At 60.1% G+C, this 17929-nt stretch carries 19 protein-coding genes and 1 tRNA gene; 11 read left to right on the top strand and 9 right to left on the bottom strand.

The genetic code is table 11. From position 1 onward, the window contains the following. Window positions 1–29 precede the first annotated feature (29 nt). The 10 genes from ybgC (at window position 30) to J3361_RS13035 (ending at window position 7072) form a co-directional block, all read left to right on the top strand. Window positions 30–497, top strand: a complete 468-nt coding sequence (ybgC, locus tag J3361_RS13080; protein WP_186706354.1) for a tol-pal system-associated acyl-CoA thioesterase — start codon at window positions 30–32, stop codon at window positions 495–497. Beyond that, window positions 487–1182 carry a protein TolQ gene (gene tolQ, locus J3361_RS13075; RefSeq protein WP_014339916.1) on the top strand — a complete coding sequence of 232 codons (696 nt, stop codon included), beginning with the start codon at window positions 487–489 and terminating at the stop codon, window positions 1180–1182. The genes ybgC and tolQ overlap by 11 nt, the downstream gene beginning before the upstream one ends. 23 nt (window positions 1183–1205) lie before the next feature. Next, on the top strand, window positions 1206–1658 hold the full coding sequence (tolR, locus tag J3361_RS13070) for a protein TolR (protein WP_162277330.1): 453 nt from the start codon (window positions 1206–1208) through the stop codon (window positions 1656–1658). After that, a complete protein-coding gene (gene tolA / locus J3361_RS13065) occupies window positions 1658–2737 on the top strand; it encodes a cell envelope integrity protein TolA (RefSeq protein WP_207964935.1) in 1080 nt (359 codons plus the stop codon). Before tolR ends, tolA begins: the two co-directional genes overlap by 1 nt. 17 nt (window positions 2738–2754) lie before the next feature. Next, complete coding sequence (tolB, locus tag J3361_RS13060; protein ID WP_014339915.1) at window positions 2755–4035, top strand: Tol-Pal system beta propeller repeat protein TolB; 1281 nt, start codon at window positions 2755–2757, stop codon at window positions 4033–4035. A 52-nt stretch (window positions 4036–4087) separates the two neighbouring features. Continuing rightward, the gene (pal, locus tag J3361_RS13055) at window positions 4088–4585 is read left to right on the top strand and encodes a peptidoglycan-associated lipoprotein Pal (RefSeq protein ID WP_003205029.1); all 498 of its coding nucleotides are present in this window, start codon (window positions 4088–4090) and stop codon (window positions 4583–4585) included. 6 nt (window positions 4586–4591) lie between these two features. Then, the gene (gene ybgF, locus J3361_RS13050) at window positions 4592–5425 is read left to right on the top strand and encodes a tol-pal system protein YbgF (RefSeq protein WP_186706352.1); all 834 of its coding nucleotides are present in this window, start codon (window positions 4592–4594) and stop codon (window positions 5423–5425) included. Between the two features lie 166 nt (window positions 5426–5591). Further along, complete coding sequence (gene queE / locus J3361_RS13045) at window positions 5592–6239, top strand: 7-carboxy-7-deazaguanine synthase QueE (RefSeq protein WP_053124607.1); 648 nt, start codon at window positions 5592–5594, stop codon at window positions 6237–6239. Window positions 6240–6258: 19 nt separating this feature from the next. Further along, window positions 6259–6933 carry a 7-cyano-7-deazaguanine synthase QueC gene (gene queC / locus J3361_RS13040; protein ID WP_207964980.1) on the top strand — a complete coding sequence of 225 codons (675 nt, stop codon included), beginning with the start codon at window positions 6259–6261 and terminating at the stop codon, window positions 6931–6933. Between the two features lie 63 nt (window positions 6934–6996). After that, window positions 6997–7072: transfer RNA gene (locus J3361_RS13035), tRNA-Lys, on the top strand. Between the two features lie 302 nt (window positions 7073–7374). On the opposite strand, the gene J3361_RS13030 is transcribed toward J3361_RS13035, so the two are convergent. From J3361_RS13030 to J3361_RS13005, 6 genes are all read right to left on the bottom strand, one after another. After that, on the bottom strand, window positions 7375–8310 hold the full coding sequence (locus J3361_RS13030; protein ID WP_207964934.1) for a LysR family transcriptional regulator: 936 nt from the start codon (window positions 8308–8310) through the stop codon (window positions 7375–7377). A 116-nt stretch (window positions 8311–8426) separates the two neighbouring features. Further along, window positions 8427–9614, bottom strand: coding sequence for a cyanate transporter (locus J3361_RS13025; protein ID WP_207964933.1), 1188 nt, complete (start codon window positions 9612–9614; stop codon window positions 8427–8429). 332 nt (window positions 9615–9946) lie between these two features. Continuing rightward, window positions 9947–10858 (bottom strand): copper homeostasis membrane protein CopD, encoded by a 912-nt coding sequence (gene copD, locus J3361_RS13020; protein WP_207964932.1) that lies wholly within the window; start codon window positions 10856–10858, stop codon window positions 9947–9949. 4 nt (window positions 10859–10862) lie between these two features. Beyond that, window positions 10863–11249 (bottom strand): copper homeostasis periplasmic binding protein CopC, encoded by a 387-nt coding sequence (gene copC, locus J3361_RS13015; protein ID WP_207964931.1) that lies wholly within the window; start codon window positions 11247–11249, stop codon window positions 10863–10865. 52 nt (window positions 11250–11301) lie between these two features. Then, on the bottom strand, window positions 11302–12180 hold the full coding sequence (locus J3361_RS13010) for a copper resistance protein B (protein ID WP_207964930.1): 879 nt from the start codon (window positions 12178–12180) through the stop codon (window positions 11302–11304). 10 nt (window positions 12181–12190) lie between these two features. After that, entirely contained in the window at window positions 12191–13999 is a 1809-nt protein-coding gene (locus J3361_RS13005; protein WP_207964929.1) for a copper resistance system multicopper oxidase, read from the bottom strand. 456 nt (window positions 14000–14455) lie between these two features. Between J3361_RS13005 and nadA the strand changes: the two genes are divergently transcribed. Then, entirely contained in the window at window positions 14456–15514 is a 1059-nt protein-coding gene (gene nadA / locus J3361_RS13000) for a quinolinate synthase NadA (protein WP_003205010.1), read from the top strand. A 75-nt stretch (window positions 15515–15589) separates the two neighbouring features. Here nadA and J3361_RS12995 read toward each other — a convergent pair whose 3' ends face one another. From J3361_RS12995 to gcvT, 3 genes are all read right to left on the bottom strand, one after another. After that, entirely contained in the window at window positions 15590–16078 is a 489-nt protein-coding gene (locus tag J3361_RS12995) for an RDD family protein (RefSeq protein WP_207964928.1), read from the bottom strand. A 93-nt stretch (window positions 16079–16171) separates the two neighbouring features. Beyond that, entirely contained in the window at window positions 16172–16384 is a 213-nt protein-coding gene (locus J3361_RS12990) for a cold shock domain-containing protein (RefSeq protein WP_003175786.1), read from the bottom strand. Window positions 16385–16778: 394 nt separating this feature from the next. Continuing rightward, window positions 16779–17903 carry a glycine cleavage system aminomethyltransferase GcvT gene (gene gcvT, locus J3361_RS12985; protein WP_207964927.1) on the bottom strand — a complete coding sequence of 375 codons (1125 nt, stop codon included), beginning with the start codon at window positions 17901–17903 and terminating at the stop codon, window positions 16779–16781. Between the last annotated feature and the right edge of the window lie 26 nt (window positions 17904–17929).

Here is a 17929-nt window from a genome sequence, read left to right as displayed (position 1 = left end):
TTGGCAACCTGAGGAGTAAGCACTAGAGTATGCGCGCGCAAAACGGGCTGGAGTCGTTCGCACATCGCTGTCGCGTTTATTACGAGGACACCGATGCTGGCGGCATCGTCTACTACGTCAATTACCTCAAGTTTATGGAACGGGCTCGAACCGAACGGCTGCGGGAACTGGGTTTTGCCCAATCCGCGCTGGCAGGGGAGGACCTGTTATTCGTCGTGCATTCCAGCGAAGCGCGCTACCACGCGCCGGCGCGACTGGACGACGAGCTGATGGTAAGTGCCGATGTCATCGAATTGAACCGTGTCAGCCTGCGTTTCAAGCAGCAGGTCAGGCGGGCTACGGATAACGTGCTGCTCTGTGAAGGGCAGTTTTTGGTGGCCTGTGTGCGCACCCATAGTTTGAAACCCCGGGCCATTCCCGAAGCTCTACGCGCGGCCTTTGCCGGCGTGAGCGGCGCGGGTACACACTCAGAGCAGGAGATAAAGCGTGGAAGCTAACGTCGTCGACCATTCCTCCATGTGGAGCCTGGTCAGCAATGCCAGCGTCGTGGTGCAACTGGTAATGCTGACCCTGGTAGCCGCATCGGTGACCTCATGGATCATGATCTTTCAGCGCAGCAACATGCTGCGCGCCGGTCGCCGTGCCCTGGAGAGCTTCGAAGAGCGCTTCTGGTCCGGCATCGACCTGTCCAAGCTGTATCGCCAGGCCGGCAGCAACCCGGACCCGGATTCGGGCGTCGAGCAGATCTTCCGTGCCGGTTTCAAGGAGTTCTCGCGCCTGCGCCAGCAGCCGGGTGTCGACCCTGAAGCGGTGATGGAAGGTGTGGCCCGTGCCATGCGCGTCGCCATTTCCCGCGAGGAAGAAAAACTCGAACAGGGCCTGTCGTTCCTGGCCACCGTCGGTTCGGTCAGCCCGTACATCGGTCTGTTCGGTACCGTGTGGGGGATCATGAACTCCTTCCGCGGCCTGGCTTCCGCCCAGCAAGCGACCCTGGCCACCGTGGCCCCGGGCATCGCCGAGGCACTGATCGCCACCGCCATCGGTCTGTTCGCGGCCATCCCGGCCGTTATCGCCTACAACCGCTTCGCTGCCCGCAGCGAAATGCTGACCGGCCGTTACTACACCTTCGCCGATGAATTCCAGGCGATCCTGCACCGCAAAGTGCACACCAGCGAAGAATAAGCAGGTATTTCCCAATGGCTTTAATCGCTCGAGCCCGAAAAAAGCGCAAGCCGGTTGCCGAGATGAACGTGGTGCCCTACATCGACGTGATGTTGGTGCTGCTGGTCATCTTCATGGTGACCGCGCCCATGCTCAATCAGGGCGTGAAGGTCGATCTGCCCAAGGTTTCCAGCGAAGCCTTGCCGCAGGACAACAACACCCAGGTACTGACCATTTCGATCAAGGCTGACAAGACCTATTACTGGAACCTTGGCAGCGAAGTCGATACCGAGAAGCAGCAGGACCGGGCCATGACCTTGCCGCAGATGACCGACGCGGTGACCAAGATCATCAATGCCGGCAACAGCAACGGCAAGCGCACCCAGGTCTTCATTCGCGGCGACAAGACCGTCGACTACGGTGCCGTGATGGGCGCCATGGGCGGCCTGCAGAAAGCCGGGGTCGGTAATGTTGGCTTGATCACCGAGGCCCCCTGATGCAGCAACAGCGAGAGCCGTCCGCCTCGGAAAGCTACTTCTGGCCCAGTGTCCTGGCCATCGGCCTGCATGTGCTGGTGTTCGGCATGCTGTTCGTCAGTTTTGCCATGACCCCGGAGCTGCCGCCGGCCAAGCCGATCGTGCAGGCGACGTTGTACCAGCTCAAGTCGAAAAGCCAGGCCACTACGCAGACCAACCAGAAGCTTGCCGGTGAGGCGAAGAAATCCGCCGCGCGCCAGACCGAAGTCGAGCAGATGGAACAGAAGAAGGTCGAGCAGGAAGCGATAAAGGCCGCGGAACAAAAGAAAGAGGAAGCGGCTCAAAAGGCCGAGGAAGCCAAGAAGGCCGATGAAGCGAAGAAAGCGGACGAGGCGAAAAAGGCTGACGAAGCCAAGAAAGCCGACGACGCGAAGAAAGCCGCCGAGGCCAAGAAGGCAGAAGAGAAACAATTGGCTGATATAGCCAAGAAGAAAGCCGAAGAAGAAGCCAAGAAAGCCGCTGAAGAAGAGGCCAAGAAAGCGGCCGCTGAAGAAGCGAAGAAAAAGATCGTCGAGGACGCCAAGAAGAAAGCGGCCGAAGACGCCAAGAAGAAAGCTGAAGCTGACGAGGCGAAAAAGAAAGTCGCCGAAGACGCGAAGAAGAAAGCCGCCGCCGACGCCGCCAAGAAAAAGGCCCAGGACGCAGCGCGTAAATCCGCCGAAGACAAAAAGGCCCAGGCCTTGGCAGATTTGCTTTCCGACACGCCTGAGCGCCAGCAGGCCTTGGCCGACGAACAGGGCGATGAAGTCGCCGGCAGCTACGATGATCTGATTCGCGCCCGAGCGGCGGAAGGCTGGGCTCGTCCACCTTCGGCGCGCAAAGGCATGACGGTAGTATTGCAAATCGGCATGTTGCCCGACGGTACGGTTACCTCGGTCAGCGTCGCCAAGTCCAGTGGTGACGGTCCGTTCGATGCTTCGGCGGTCGCAGCGGTCAAGAACATTGGGCGTTTGACGGAAATGCAAGGAATGAAGCCGAGCGACTTTGCTCCCTATCGTTCATTCAAGATGACATTCACACCTGAGGATCTAGCCTTGTGAGAAACCTTCTTCGATCAATGCTGGTCGTTATCTGCTGCCTGGCAGGGATAGCGGTAGCAGAGGAAAAGAACATCCTGGTCACCAGCGGCAGCGACCGGGCCACCCCGATCGCCGTCGTACCGTTCGGCTGGCAGGGCGGTAGCGTCCTGCCGGACGACATGGCGGAAATCATCGGCAACGACCTGCGCAACTCGGGTTACTACGCGCCGATTCCGAAGCAGAACATGATCAGCCTGCCAACCCAGGCCAGCGAAGTCATCTACCGTGACTGGAAGGCCCTGGGCGCCCAGTACATCATGGTCGGTAGCATCGTTCCGGCCGGCGGCCGCCTGCAGGTGCAGTACGCCCTGTTCAACGTCGCCACCGAGCAGCAAGTGCTGACCGGCAGCGTGTCGGGCAGCGTCGATCAGTTGCGCGACATGGCGCACTACATCGCCGACCAGTCGTTCGAGAAACTCACCGGCATCAAGGGCGCGTTCTCCACCCGCATGCTCTACGTGACGGCCGAGCGCTTCTCCGAGAACAACACCCGCTACACCCTGCAGCGTTCCGACTATGACGGCGCGCGTGCGGTGACCCTGCTGCAATCGCGCGAGCCGATCCTGTCGCCGCGCTTTGCCCCCGATGGCAAGCGCATCGCCTATGTCTCGTTCGAGCAGAAGCGTCCGCGCATTTTCGTGCAGCACATCGACACCGGTCGTCGTGAGCAGATCACCAACTTCGAAGGCCTGAACGGCGCGCCAGCCTGGTCGCCGGACGGTTCGCGCCTGGCGTTCGTGCTGTCCAAGGACGGCAACCCGGACATCTACGTGATGAACCTGGCTTCGCGTTCGATCTCCCGCGTTACCAACGGCCCGGGCATCAACACCGAACCGTTCTGGGGCAAGGATGGCTCGACCATCTACTTCACCTCCGACCGCGGCGGCAAGCCACAGATCTACAAGACCAGTGCCGGTGGCGGCGGTGCCGAACGCGTAACTTTCGTCGGTAACTACAACGCCAACCCTAAACTGTCGGCGGACGAAAAGACCCTGGTCATGATCCATCGCCAGGATGGCTTCACCAATTTCAAGGTGGCGGCCCAGGATTTGCAGCGCGGTAGCGTAAAAATCCTCACTGATAGCACTCTGGACGAGTCACCTACTGTTGCGCCCAACGGCACCATGGTAATCTACGCCACCCGCCAGCAGGGCCGGGGAGTCTTGATGCTCGTGTCCATTAATGGACGCGTGAGGCTCCCGCTTCCTACCGCTCAAGGCGAAGTCAGAGAACCGTCCTGGTCCCCTTACCTGAACTGACGCGGCGCAATACGTTTTACTTAACACACTGGGGTTCATTAGGAGTTTCACGATGGAAATGCTGAAGTTTGGTAAATTTGCTGCGCTGGCTCTGGCCATGGCTGTAGCTGTAGGTTGCTCGTCCAAAGGCGGCGACAATGCCGGTGAAGGCGCTGTTGATCCAAACGCTGGTTACGGCGCTAACACCGGTGCAGTTGACGGCTCCCTGAGCGAAGAAGCTGCTCTGCGCGCAATCACCACCTTCTACTTCGAATACGACAGCTCGGACCTGAAGCCAGAAGCCATGCGCGCTCTGGACGTTCACGCCAAAGACCTGAAGTCGAACGGCGCTCGCGTTGTTCTGGAAGGCAACACCGACGAACGTGGTACTCGTGAGTACAACATGGCACTGGGCGAGCGTCGTGCGAAAGCCGTTCAACGCTACCTGGTACTGCAAGGTGTTTCCCCAGCTCAGCTGGAACTGGTTTCCTACGGCGAAGAGCGTCCAGTTGCTACCGGCAACGACGAGCAGTCCTGGGCTCAAAACCGTCGCGTCGAACTGCGTAAGTAATTCGTCATGCGAACGTGCCGTCGTGCTGTAACTGTTCTGGCTCTCAGCCTCGCGCCGCTTGCGGCGTGGGCTGCGGTTCCTGTGGTCGATAACGATGCCGGCTATAACAATAGCGGGAGCAGTTATCCGCCTGCAGGTTACGGTACGAACGGCGCCTATGCCGGGGGAGGGGTTTCGACCCCTGTCTCGGCACAGGGCCAGCTGTTCAACCAACTGCAGCAAATGCAGGATCAGATCTCGCGCCAACAAGGTGTGATCGAAGAACTGCAAAATGATATCTCGCGCATGAAGCAGGAAAGCCTGGAGCGATACCAGGATCTTGATCGGCGCATAGGAACCGGCGTTGCACCTGCCGCGACTCCTGAAAATTCTCCTGCCGGTGGCGACTTGAACGCCCCCGGTGCAGCCGCAGGCGCGGGGGCAGCCGCTCCGGCAGCACCTGCCGCCGGTGGCGAACCGGCTGATCCGGCGAAGGAAAAGCTCTATTACGATGCTGCCTTCGACCTGATCAAGGCCAAGGATTTCGACAAGGCCAGCCAGGCCTTTGCCGCTTTCCTGCGCAAATACCCAAACAGCCAGTACGCGGGCAATGCCCAATACTGGCTGGGCGAAGTGAACCTGGCCAAGGGCGACCTGCAAGGTGCCGGCCAGGCGTTCGCCAAGGTGTCGCAACTGTATCCCAAGCACGCCAAGGTGCCGGATTCGCTGTACAAGCTGGCTGACGTAGAGCGCCGCCTCGGTCACACCGACAAGGTGAAAGGCATTCTGCAGCAGGTGGTGGCCCAATACCCGGGTACATCCGCCGCCCAGCTGGCCCAGCGCGATCTGCAACGCATGTAAGCCGGCTTGAGCTGTTTTGAAGAAACCCGCGCCTGTCGCGGGTTTTTTCGTTAGAATTCACGCCCTTTTTATGAAACACGCTTTTTGGGATCTGCGCGTTGGCGGGGTTCCTTGAAGTGCCTGACGGAGGCGGACAGCCTGTTTAGCTGTTACGCCCGTGGCGACTATGCAAGACACATTGAGAATCACCGAAGTTTTTTACTCGTTGCAGGGTGAAACGCGAACGGCTGGGCTGCCCACGGTATTCGTGCGCCTCACCGGTTGTCCGCTGCGTTGCCAATACTGTGACAGCGCCTACGCCTTCAGTGGCGGCACCGTGCGAACCCTCGACGATATCCTGGAACAAGTGGCCGGTTATCGTCCGCGTTATGTCTGTGTCACGGGCGGCGAGCCCTTGGCGCAACCCAACGCTATCCCCTTGCTCAAGCAGTTGTGCGATGCCGGTTACGAGGTTTCGCTGGAAACCAGCGGCGCCCTGGATATCTCGGCCGTCGACCCGCGCGTCAGCCGCGTTGTGGACCTGAAAACCCCAGGCTCCAAGGAAGCGCATCGCAACCGCTATGAAAATATCGAACTGCTGACGCCCAACGACCAGGTCAAGTTCGTGATCTGTTCGCGGGAGGATTACGACTGGGCTGTGTCCAAGTTAATCCAGTACGGGCTCGATCAGCGGGCCGGCGAAGTGTTGCTATCGCCGAGCCACCACGATTTGAGCGCCCGGGACCTGGCGGATTGGGTGGTGGCGGATAACTTGCCGGTGCGCCTGCAATTGCAGCTGCATAAATATCTTTGGAATGACGAGCCGGGGCGCTGAGATGACTGAACATACGAACATGGCTGAAAAACGTGCGGTCATCCTGTTGTCCGGTGGCCTGGATTCGGCCACGGTCGTGGCCATGGCCCGTGCCGAGGGTTATCGCTGCTACACCATGAGTTTCGACTATGGCCAGCGCCACCGCGCCGAGCTGCACGCCGCCGAACGGGTGGCCCGGGACTTGGGCGCAGTGGAACACAAAGTCATCGGCTTGAACCTCAACGGTATCGGCGGTTCGGCCCTGACCGACAGCTCCATCGACGTGCCCGAGGCTCCAAGTGAAGGCATTCCGGTGACCTATGTGCCGGCGCGTAACACGGTGTTCCTGTCCTTGGCGCTGGGCTGGGCCGAAGTGCTGGGCGCCCGCGACATTTTCATTGGCGTCAATGCCGTGGATTACTCCGGCTACCCGGACTGCCGCCCGGAGTTCGTCGAAGCGTTCGAACGCATGGCCAACCTGGCGACCAAGGCCGGCGTGGAAGGGCAGGGTTTCCGCATCCAGGCGCCGTTGCAGAATCTCAGCAAGGCCGACATCGTCAAGGCGGGCGTGAAGCTTGGCGTGGACTACGGGCTTACCGTTTCCTGCTATCAGGCCGACGATCAGGGCCGCGCATGCGGCAAATGCGACAGCTGCCGCCTGCGTGCAGAAGGCTTTGCGGCGGCGGATGTGAGCGATCCAACCCGTTATTTTTGATTTATTTCAAATTAAGTGTTGAATAGTCCTTAGAAATCAGTATTATACGCGCCACCACACAGCGGGTCGTTAGCTCAGTTGGTAGAGCAGTTGGCTTTTAACCAATTGGTCGTAGGTTCGAATCCCACACGACCCACCATTTTTTGCTGTTTTAAAAGTCTGGAAGGCCCACGAAAGTGAGGATTTCCGGATTTTTTTTTGCCCATGAAAAAGCCCACCCTCCGAAGTCAATGCCGTTCACTTAAGGCAATCGGCAAACCCGTGGCGAGGGAGCTTGCTCCCGCTGGGCCGCGAAGCGGCCCCAAAACCTGCCAAGTGCGGCGTATCAGACACCGCACCCGCCGGTTTACGACTGCTTCGCAGCCGAGCGGGAGCAAGCTCCCTCGCCACAGGGTCATCATTTTTCTTAAGTGAACGGCATTGCACCCTCCGAAGGGGGGCTCAGAGCAGGCCCTCCTCGGCGCATACTTTCATGATCTGCTCGCGAAGCCAGATGTTGGCGCTGTTCTGGTTCGCTTTTTCGCTCCATATCATGTCCAGGGTAAAGTTCGGTAAGCCCGTGGGTGGCTGGCGTTCGCCGAATCGTTCTTGATCGCAGATCAATGCCTGGATGCGTCGGGGCAGTGTCAGGATAAAGTCGGTTCCAACGATCAGGTTCAACGCTGCTACGTAGCTGTTGGCTCTTGCGACTATCTTTCGGCTGTAACCCTGTTGAGCGAGCCAGCCATCGATCATGTTGGTGTCAGACGTCCAAGGTGTTGGAAATACGTGCTGGCGGGCGACAAACGCTTCCAGGCTGAAACTTTCTTGCGGCGCTGGGAAATTTTTATCGAGCACGCACACCAACTCGTCTTCGAGCAGCACCTGCGAGCGCAGACCCTTGACGTCGCCATGGAAGTGCGGCCCGAAACAGACGACAAGATCGAAGCGATCCTCTCGCAGTGCATCAACTGGAATATCCCGATGAAATTTCGTCGTGTTGATGACCACCGCAAAGCGCTTGCCGATGAAGCGTTTGACCAATTTGGGCAGGATCAGCAGTTCGAAGTATTCCGGCGCACAGAGGTTGAAGGTGATTTCTTCCTGATTCGGATCGAATGTCTGGAAACCGGAATGGCATTGATTGATTGCCTCTAGAACCCCCAGTATCTGGCCATACATGGCGGTGGCTTTATGAGTGGGGCGCATGCCGGAGCGGCTATTGATGAACAGCTCGTCTTCGAAACTGGTGCGCAGTTTCCTCAGGCAGTAGCTCACGGTTGACTGACTGACGCATAAGGCCTCGGCGACCTGGGTGACGCTGCCCTGTTCGTACACCGCCACAAAAACCGTCAGGTCTTGCATGTCCAGCTTTCTGAGTTGGTTACTGACCAGCATCAGCTCTTCTCGGCGTCATCCCTGCGTCTCTCTTTGTCCTGATGAAAGTCTCCATTTATACAGGAGCCTGGGGCTTTTATCCTTCAAGCAGGTGCTGGGCTCGCGACAAGCGCTGCTTAGTCGATATGCCGCGCGTATTGCTTGGGGTTGAAGCGCAGGACCATCAGCAGCATCAACGCCATGACGGCAGTGAGTGACCACCAGGCCCATTCGAAGCTGCCCAACTGATCGCGAATCATCCCGGCAATCAATGGCGAGAGCCCGGCGATCAGGTAGCCGATGCCCTGCACGAATGCGGTCAAGCCACCGGCCCGTCGTGGGTTGTCCAGGTGGTCGAGGGAGACGATCAAACTCATTGGGAACAGGCCGCCGATGCCCAGGCCCAAGAGGCAAGGCCACAACAGGCTAAAGCGTTCCGGGCTGAGGATCAGGCCGCAGAAGCCGCCGATGATCAGGGCCAGCAGGACGCTGAGGACCAGGCGTTTATCCCGGCTACGGTTGGCAATCGCCGGGGTGACGAGGCCGGACAGCACTTCCATGGCCGTGAGGAACCCCAGCAGCAGGCCCGCGTGTTGCTCGCTCCAGCCCTTCTCCACATAGTAAGGGGCCAGCCAGGCCAGTACACAGGTGTAGGAGGCGGTGCCCAGGCCGAAGAAAATCGCCAGCAGCCAAGCTCGGGAATTGCTGAAGAATGACGCTTGCTGCCGCACAGGCGCTCCGGGCAACGGGGTCACGGCTGCACGCTGGGCGTACCAGCAACCCAGTGCGATCAATGCCAACAGTGCCCAGATCGCCAGGCCGATGCGCCAGCTGCCAGTTTGCGACAGGACAAACGGCGAAAACGATGCGGCAAGCGCTGCCCCGCCCATGATCGACGTGACATACAAACCCATGAACAGCGAGACGTTGTCGGCGTAGCGCGACTTGATCAGCGCTGGCATCACCGCCTGGATCAACGCGATGCCGAGCCCGGCCAACACTGCGCTGACGATCAGCTCGGCGGCGCTGTCCAGGTACAAGCGCGATGCGGTGGCGATACCAATAATCAACAGCGACAGCACGATGGTGCGGTGCTCGCCGATGCGCAGGGCGATGCGCATGCCCAGGAACATCGCCAGGCCCATCGCCATGACCGGCAGCATGGTCAACAGCGAGGCGGTGCTGAAGCTCAGGGGGACCTCGCCGCGAATGGCGGATAACAGCGGCCCGACGGCGGCCATCGAGGGCCGCAGGTTCAGCGCTACCAACACGATGCTGACCATTAGCCAGACGGCATGGGTGCTTGAGGTTCGAACGTTTTCCATGACAGGGCCTTGGCTGGATAAAGCTTCATTTAGGCCAGGGCACCTAGCGATGGGCAAACTGAAAACTGGCAGGGCTTATCGAATAATTAAATGCCACCACCCGGCCTTTGTGGCGAAGGCGCTTGCTCCCGCTGGGCTGCATGTAGGAGCTATGCAGAAGCTATGCAGGAGCTATGCAGAAGCTGTGTGGAGCTGTCGAGTGCAACGAGGCTGCGATCTTTTCCCAGGCACTTGAGTCCCAAGCGAAAGATCAAGATCAAAAGATCGCAGGCTTCGCCAGCTCCTACAGAAGCCCGCGGGAGCAAGCTCCCTCGCCACGGATTGAGTGCCGGTCATTCCATCCCGGGGCTCAACGTCCCCAACCAAGCCACCAACCCCAGGATGACCACCGCCACGGAAAACTCCAGAACCATGCTGCGCCGCAGGGCATTCACCGCAACCCGGTGTTCGCCGCTCTGCCGGGCATTTTCCAGGAGTGGGCTCAGGTGAAAACGGTTCAACGCAGCGAACACCAGCATGGCCGTGAACAAGATAAGTTTGAGTGCCAGCAACTGACCATAAAGGCTGTCGAGCACCTCGACGATACTGGGGCCAACGATGAACAAATAATTGACCACCCCCGTCACGCCGATAACCACCACGATCACCGCTCCGGCGGTTTCAAATCCGGTCAATGTCCTGGCCAGTACCGCCAACTGCGGTTCGACCTGGCGGAGCAGCAGGGCAAACGCGGCCAAGGCACCGACCCAGCCACCGGCCGCCCACAAGTGCAGGAAGTCGGTGATGAAGTGCCAGCTACGGCGGCTGCCTTCGTCCATGGCGCCGTGGCCGGCCCAGGCCAACGTCGCCAGCGCCAGGGCCCCGCACAGTGTGACCAGGCCGAGGCTGACGGTCGGCCAACGCTGATTGAGTGTCACGGCGAAACCGGCCAGCACCAGCGCCGCCATGCGCAGTATCCAGGTCCAGCCGACATCGGTCTCCAGCACCATCATTTCAATGTGCGGCCACAGTTCGGCCCACTCCGAAACACCGCTCATGGCCCAGGCCATGCACGCCATGGCCGCCAGGGAAAGCAACCCACCGAGCACTGCCGTGGTCACCAGCAGCGGTGCGAAAGGCAACTGGGTACCCGACACCCGCTCCTGGCCTCGCAGGCTATAGAGGCCAAACGCGGCCAGGCCGAACAGCAACATCAGATCCAGGTACAGGGCAAAGCGCAGGGCAATGTTGATTGAGTCGCTCATCAACTCACTTCACCTTGAACGTGACGTTACCGGTGATAGGGTGAGTGTCGGACGACACCGCGCGCCACTGGACCTGATAAGTGCCGGCGGTGAGGGGCGAGTTCGGTGTGATGACCATGGTTTTCGGGTCGTCGCTGCCGGACACCTTGGCCGGCATCGGCATGGGCGCATGCGCCGCCATGCCGGGCATCGCGGTCATCATCAGCTTGGCGCCGGAAAACTTGGTCAGCAGGGTTTCGGAGAAATGCAGCTCGATCTTTGCCGGTGCCGCCCCTTCGGCGCCTTCGGCGGGTGTAGAGGACAGCAGTTTCGGGTGGGCCTGGGCCAGGCCACTGACCAGCAGGCCGGCGGACAAGGCAACGGCGACAACAGCGTTTTTGATGAATGACATGCAAGGACTCCTACAGCTTGGTTTTTAGTTTTTTAGTGAAGCAGGTCAGCGGTCAGAACCACATGCGCACGCCCAGTACCAGGCGCGCTTCGCTGCGGTCTTCGCCTTCTTCCCGGGCGTAGTCGGCAGTGTTGCCGTAGACCCGATTCCAGGTGACGCCAATGTAGGGTGCGAATTCGCGGCGTATTTCGTAGCGCAGCCGCACGCCCAATTCGGTGTCCGACAACCCTGAACCAATGCCACGGGCAGGATCGTTCTTGCCATAAAAGTTGGCTTCAGCGGTGGGCTGCAGGATCAACCGATTGGTTAACAAGATGTCGTAGTCGCCTTCCAGTCGCGCCGCGCTTTGGCCGCCTTCACCAAGGAACGCGGTGGCCTCCGCTTCGAAGTTGTACAGGGCCATGCCTTGTACGCCGAAGGCAGCCCAGGTTTGCGAGTCGCCCGGCTTGAAGTCTTGGCGTACACCGGCCACCACGTCCCACCAAGGACTGATGGCGTGGCCCCACAGGGCTTGAAGCTCCGCCTCTTCGGTCTTGCCGTTGAGGCGTTCACCTTCGGAGCGCAACCACAAACGGTCGATGTCGCCGCCGATCCAGCCGGAAGCGTCCCAGCTCAGGGCGCTCCCGTCATCGGCGTCCTGCCATTCCAGTTGGTCGATGAGGAAAAACGAATGGATGGCGCTGTCATGCACCGCGTGTCCGCCATGATCCTCGTAGACGGCGGCGCGGTCGGCGGCGGTCAGCTCCGGGATCGGCGTGCGGCTGCTGGTCGGCGCTGATTGCATGGGTTCCATGCCCTGCATCGAGTCCATGCCTTGCATCTGGCTATGGTCCATCCCGGGCATGTCATTGCTCGCGGCCCAGGCCGAGAGGCTGCTGCCAAAAGCAAGAATGGCCAGGGGCAGGGCGGGGTATTTCACGATAGGGGTCATGGTCGCTTCCTCATTCCTGCACCCGAACTTCACGGAACATGCCCATCTCCATGTGATACAGCAGATGACAGTGGTACGCCCAGCGCCCGAGGGCATCGGCGGTGACGCGGTAACTGCGCTTGGCGCCCGGTGGCACGTCGATGGTGTGCTTGCGGACCATGAACTGGCCGTTCTCGTCCTCCAGGTCGCTCCACATGCCGTGCAGGTGGATGGGGTGGGTCATCATGGTGTCGTTGATCAGCACGATGCGCAGTCGTTCGCCGTACTTGAGCAGCAGTGGCGCGGCGTCGGAGAATTTCACGCCGTTGAACGACCAGGCGAATTTCTCCATGTGCCCGGTCAGGTGCAGCTCGATCGTACGGCCCGGCTCGCGGCCGTCGGGGTCGGGGAAGGTGCTGCGCAGGTCGGCGTAAGTCAGCACTTTGCGGCCATTGTTGCGCAGCCCCATGCCCGGGTCGTCGAGCTTGGGCTTGACGCTCATGGCTTGCATGTCCACCAGGGGGTTGTCGTTCTCGGTGTCGGGATGCGACTGCATGCCGTCCATGCCTTGCATGGCACCGTGATCCATACCGGCCATGTCACCCATGCCCTGCATCTGGCTGTGATCCATGCCTTGCATCACGCTGTCGTCCATCCCGGCCATGCCCTGCATCGAGCCGTGGTCCATGCCTTTCATTTCGCCCATGCCGCCGTGATCCATGCCACCCATGCCCATGTCGTCCATGGTTACCAATGGCCGCGGGTCCAGGGGTGGCACCGGTGCCGACAACCCGGCCCTGGTCGCGAGGGTGCCGCGGGCGTAGCCGGTGCGGTCCATGGACTGGGCGAACAGGGTGTAGGCCTCCTGGGTCGGTTCGACGATGACGTCATAGGTTTCGGCCACGGCGATCCGCAACTCGTCGACGCTCACCGGTTTGACGTATTGGCCGTCGGACGCCACCACTGTCATCTTCAAGCCGGGAATGCGCACGTCGAAATAGCTCATGGCCGAGCCGTTGATGAAGCGCAGGCGTAGACGTTCGCCTGGCTTGAACAGACCGGTCCAGTTCATGTCCGGCGCCTGGCCGTTCATCAGGTAGGTGTAGGTGGCACCGCTGACGTCGGCCAGGTCGGTGGGGTTCATCTTCATCTCGGCCCACATCTTGCGATCGGCCACGGTACTGGCCCAGCCGTTCTTGCCCACATCGTCGATGAAGTCGCCGACGGTGCGTTTGTTGTAGTTGTAGTAGTCCGACTGTTTCTTGAGCTTGCGAAGGATGGCGCCGGGGTCTTCGTCGGTCCAGTCGGTGAGCATCACCACGTAGTCCCGTTCGTACTGGAAGGGTTCGGGTTCCTTGGCATCGATCACCAGCGGGCCGTAGACCCCGGACTGTTCCTGGAAACCGGAATGGCTGTGGTACCAATAGGTGCCGTTCTGCCGGACCTTGAACTGATACACGTACATACCGTCAGGCTCGATGCCCTTGAAGCTCAGCCCCGGAACGCCGTCCATGTTGGCGGGCAGCAGGATGCCGTGCCAGTGGATGGAGGTGGTGTCCTTCAAGCGATTGCGTACCCGCAGGGTCACGGTGTCGCCTTCACGCCAGCGCAACAGCGGGCCGGGGATGCCGCCGTTGATGGTCTGGGCGGTGCGGGGGCTGCCGGTGAAATTGACCGGACTTTCGCCGATGAACAGGTCGAACTCGGTGTCGGTCAATACGCTGGGCAGGCCCGAGCCGGTGACTGCCCAGACCGGCGCACGCCACAAGCCCAGGCCGCCGAGGATGCCGCCGGCAGTCAGGCCCTTTACGAAGGTTCGCCGGGAAGTTTTTGTTTGCATGGGATGAAAATCCGTCTGTCGATTCGCAGTGAGCACCGGTTCCCCAGTGTCGCGTTGAAAAGAAGATGACATAAGCCGGCGGAGCGGGTGATTACATTTCAGTCAGCTTGCCGGACGTGAATGCAGGGGCGCTTTTGTGGCGAGGGAGCTTGCTCCCGCTGGGCCGCGAAGCGGCCCCGAGATCTGCCATCCTAATCTGCCAGTCTGTTGTTCCCGGCCTTTTTGGGGCCGCTTCGCAGCCCAGCGGGAGCAAGCTCCCTCGCCACGGGGGGCTGCGTCCTGGCTTGTGGGCTGACACAGGTCAGAATGATCTTTTGCATCGACGGGATATTCTGTAGCCTTGCCGGCTTCACGCTGTCCCGTGCCTGATACCCACTTTCCCGGCGGTACCCGAGTGGTCCGGAGCCGGGTGTATACTCGACTTTCGCGCTAAACGCGCTTGCAGGTCTTGCGAACATGACGCAAATTTCCGAACGCCTTCTGGTCCAGGCCCACCTCGACGCCAAGCAGCCCAAGCCGCTGACGGCCGAGCAAGAGGCCTGGTATCGCGCCGCCATCGCCGCTGAGCTCAAGGCTCAGGACGCGGTGCTGGTCGCGCACTTCTACTGCGACCCGATCATCCAGGCCCTGGCCGAAGAAACCGGGGGCTGTGTCTCCGATTCCCTGGAAATGGCCCGCTTCGGTAATGCCCATCCGGCCAAGACCGTGGTGGTGGCCGGGGTCAAGTTCATGGGCGAGACCGCCAAGATCCTCAACCCCGAAAAACGCGTGTTGATGCCGACCCTGGAGGCCACCTGCTCCCTGGATCTGGGTTGCCCGGTGGACGAGTTCTCGGCGTTCTGCGACCAGCATCCGGAGCGCACCGTGGTGGTTTATGCCAACACCTCGGCGGCGGTCAAGGCCCGTGCCGACTGGGTGGTGACGTCCAGTTGCGCGCTGGAAATCGTCGAAAGCCTGATGGACAACGGCGAGACGATCATCTGGGGCCCGGACAAGCACTTGGGTACTTACATCCAGCGCAAGACCGGCGCCGACATGCTGCTCTGGGACGGTGCCTGCATCGTCCATGAGGAGTTCAAGTCCAAGCAGTTGGAAGACATGAAGGCGCTGTACCCGGACGCCGCGATCCTGGTGCACCCGGAGTCGCCGACCTCGGTGATCGAACTGGCGGATGCCGTGGGCTCCACCAGCCAGTTGATCGCCGCGGCCCAGACCCTGCCGAACAAGACGCTGATCGTCGCCACCGACCGGGGCATTTTCTACAAGATGCAGCAGCTGTGCCCGGACAAGGTCTTCATCGAGGCCCCAACCGCTGGTAACGGCGCGGCATGCCGCAGTTGCGCGCATTGCCCATGGATGGCGATGAATACACTGGAACGGACGCTCAAGAGCTTGCAGGAAGGCGCCAACGAGATCTTCGTCGACCCGGCACTGATTCCCCAGGCGATTCGTCCGCTCAAGCGCATGCTGGACTTCACCCAGGCGGCGCGGATGAAGTTGGCGGGTAATGCTTAAAGGCAGCTTCGAGCTGCGAGCCGTAAGCTGCAAGCTAGGTCACAATCGCTTAGCTTGTAGCTTGTAGCTTGTAGCTTATTTTTTGCTTTTTGGAATCCGCACCAGCTGCGTATCCGAGTAGATGTCATGCCAGCTGCGCTGGCGCTTGTCGAACAGCGCCCAAATGAAGCCCAGCCCCACCAGCAGCAATGACGCAATCGACACCACGAACCGCAACAGCGCCTGCCACAGACTGATGGCGGTGCCGTCGGCATTTTGCACACGGATGCACCACACCTGCATGCCCAGGGTCTGGCCGTTGTGGGTCCAGAATTTGGCGAAGAAGCCGAACAGCACGAACAGCAGCACGGTAGACAGCAGCGGATCGCCGTCCAGGGCACCGGCTTCGGTCAGGGCGCGCATTTTTTCTTCGCCGATGATCGCCATCTGGATCATTTTGTAGGCACCGCTGGTGACGATCAGCAGCGCTGTGCACAGCAAGAAGTCATAAAACATCGCAGCCAGACGACGGCCCAGGCCGGCGGGAGGAAAGTCACCTTGAGGGGTGAGCAAGTGTTTCGACATGACGGCCTCGAACAAAAAAGAAGCCATTTTACGGATTTACGCCCATAAAAAAGCCCCTGATATCAATCAGGGGCTTTTTAGTTCGCGAAAGCCTTAGGCTTCGGCTTGAACCTCGTCAGCCTGCATGCCTTTCTGGCCTTGCACGGCAACGAAAGTGACTTTCTGGCCTTCTTTCAGGCTCTTGAAGCCGTTGCCCTGGATGGCACGGAAATGCACGAACAGATCCGGACCGCTTTCAGGTGTGATAAAACCAAAACCCTTCTCGTCGTTGAACCACTTGACGGTACCGCTCTGACGTTGAGACATTTTCTTATTTCCTTTGACGCTAAAATTGATGACAGCCTCTTTCACATGAAAGAGTACTGGGGCTGGGTTGCAGGAAAGTAAGAGACGTCGAACGGGATGTAGCGAACTTCATAAGCTACTGCCCAGGTCACGATTCCAAGCGACCCATGCAAACACAGTGACCAAACTCTACGCCAACTTCGAATGAAAAAACAACCCCCCGGAAGGCCCTGTATTTGCTCAGCTTGCCAGCATTTACGCCGCTTGCGCAGCGGGGGTTATTCGATAGGCTAGTTCAATTGTTTGCCCACGTTATAAAGATCGATCCCCTCTAAAGATATGCACCTTTTTATGGCGATTGCGTTACACATTAGTGCACGTATAACGCAATCGCGTTACTTATAGAAACAACCAATCAGCCGCGGTAGTAGCGCTGTGGAACGAATGGCATTTTGCTTACAAGCAAAGGCACCTTTTTCCCACGCACGATGGCCCAGACGGGCGTATCCAGGGCCACATAGGCACTGTCGAGGTAACCCATCGCCAACGGAGCGCCCAAGGTCGGACCGAAACCGCCGCTGCACACAGAGCCGATAGTGTCGCCGGCTTCGTTAACGATCTCCGCACCTTCACGCACCGGTGTGCGTTCCTGGGGCAGCAGGCCGACGCGTTTGCGGCTCACGCCGCCCTGTTGTTGGGCGAACACCGTCTCGGCCCCGGGGAAACCACCGGCGCGGGCACCATCGGCACGGCGCACTTTGGAAATCGCCCACAGTAGGCTGGCTTCGATCGGTGTCGTCTCGGTGTTCATGTCGTGGCCGTAGAGGCACAGGCCGGCTTCCAGGCGCAGGGAATCACGGGCGCCAAGGCCGATAGCCGCGACTTCCGGCTCAGCCAGCAGGGCGCGGGCCAGTTTTTCCGCATCCGCGGCGGGTACCGAAATTTCGAAACCGTCTTCGCCGGTGTAGCCCGAACGGCTGACAAAGCAGTCCACGCCCAACAGCGTGACGCGCTGGAACTGCATGAAGGTCATCTTCGCCACGTCCGGCGCCAGGCGTGCAAGCACAGTGACGGCGGCCGGGCCTTGCAGGGCGAGCAGGGCTCGGGCTTCGAACAGCGGCTCGATGCTGCACTGGTCGCCGATTTTCCCTTGCAGGTGAGCCAGGTCCTGATCCTTGCAGGCAGCGTTGACCACCAGGAACAGTTCGTCATTGCCCAGGTTGGCGACCATCAGGTCGTCGAGGATGCCGCCGTTCTCGTTGGTGAACATGGCGTAGCGCTGCATGCCCACCGGCAGGTCGATGATGTCCACCGGCACCAGGGTTTCCAAGGCCTTGGCAGCACCTGCGCCAATCAGGCGGATCTGGCCCATGTGGGACACATCGAACAACCCAGCCTGATCGCGGGTGTGCTGGTGTTCTTTCATCACACCCAATGGGTACTGCACCGGCATGTCGTAGCCAGCGAACGGCACCATGCGGGCGCCGAGTTCAAGGTGCAGGGCGTGCAGCGGGGTTTTCAACAGTTGTTCGGTGGACATATCAACTCCTGGAAAATGAAAATGAC

The sequence above is a fragment of the Pseudomonas sp. OA65 genome, assembly GCF_017498305.1.
Lineage (GTDB): Bacteria > Pseudomonadota > Gammaproteobacteria > Pseudomonadales > Pseudomonadaceae > Aquipseudomonas > Aquipseudomonas zanjanensis.
This window is presented reverse-complemented; position numbering and strand designations above follow the sequence as displayed.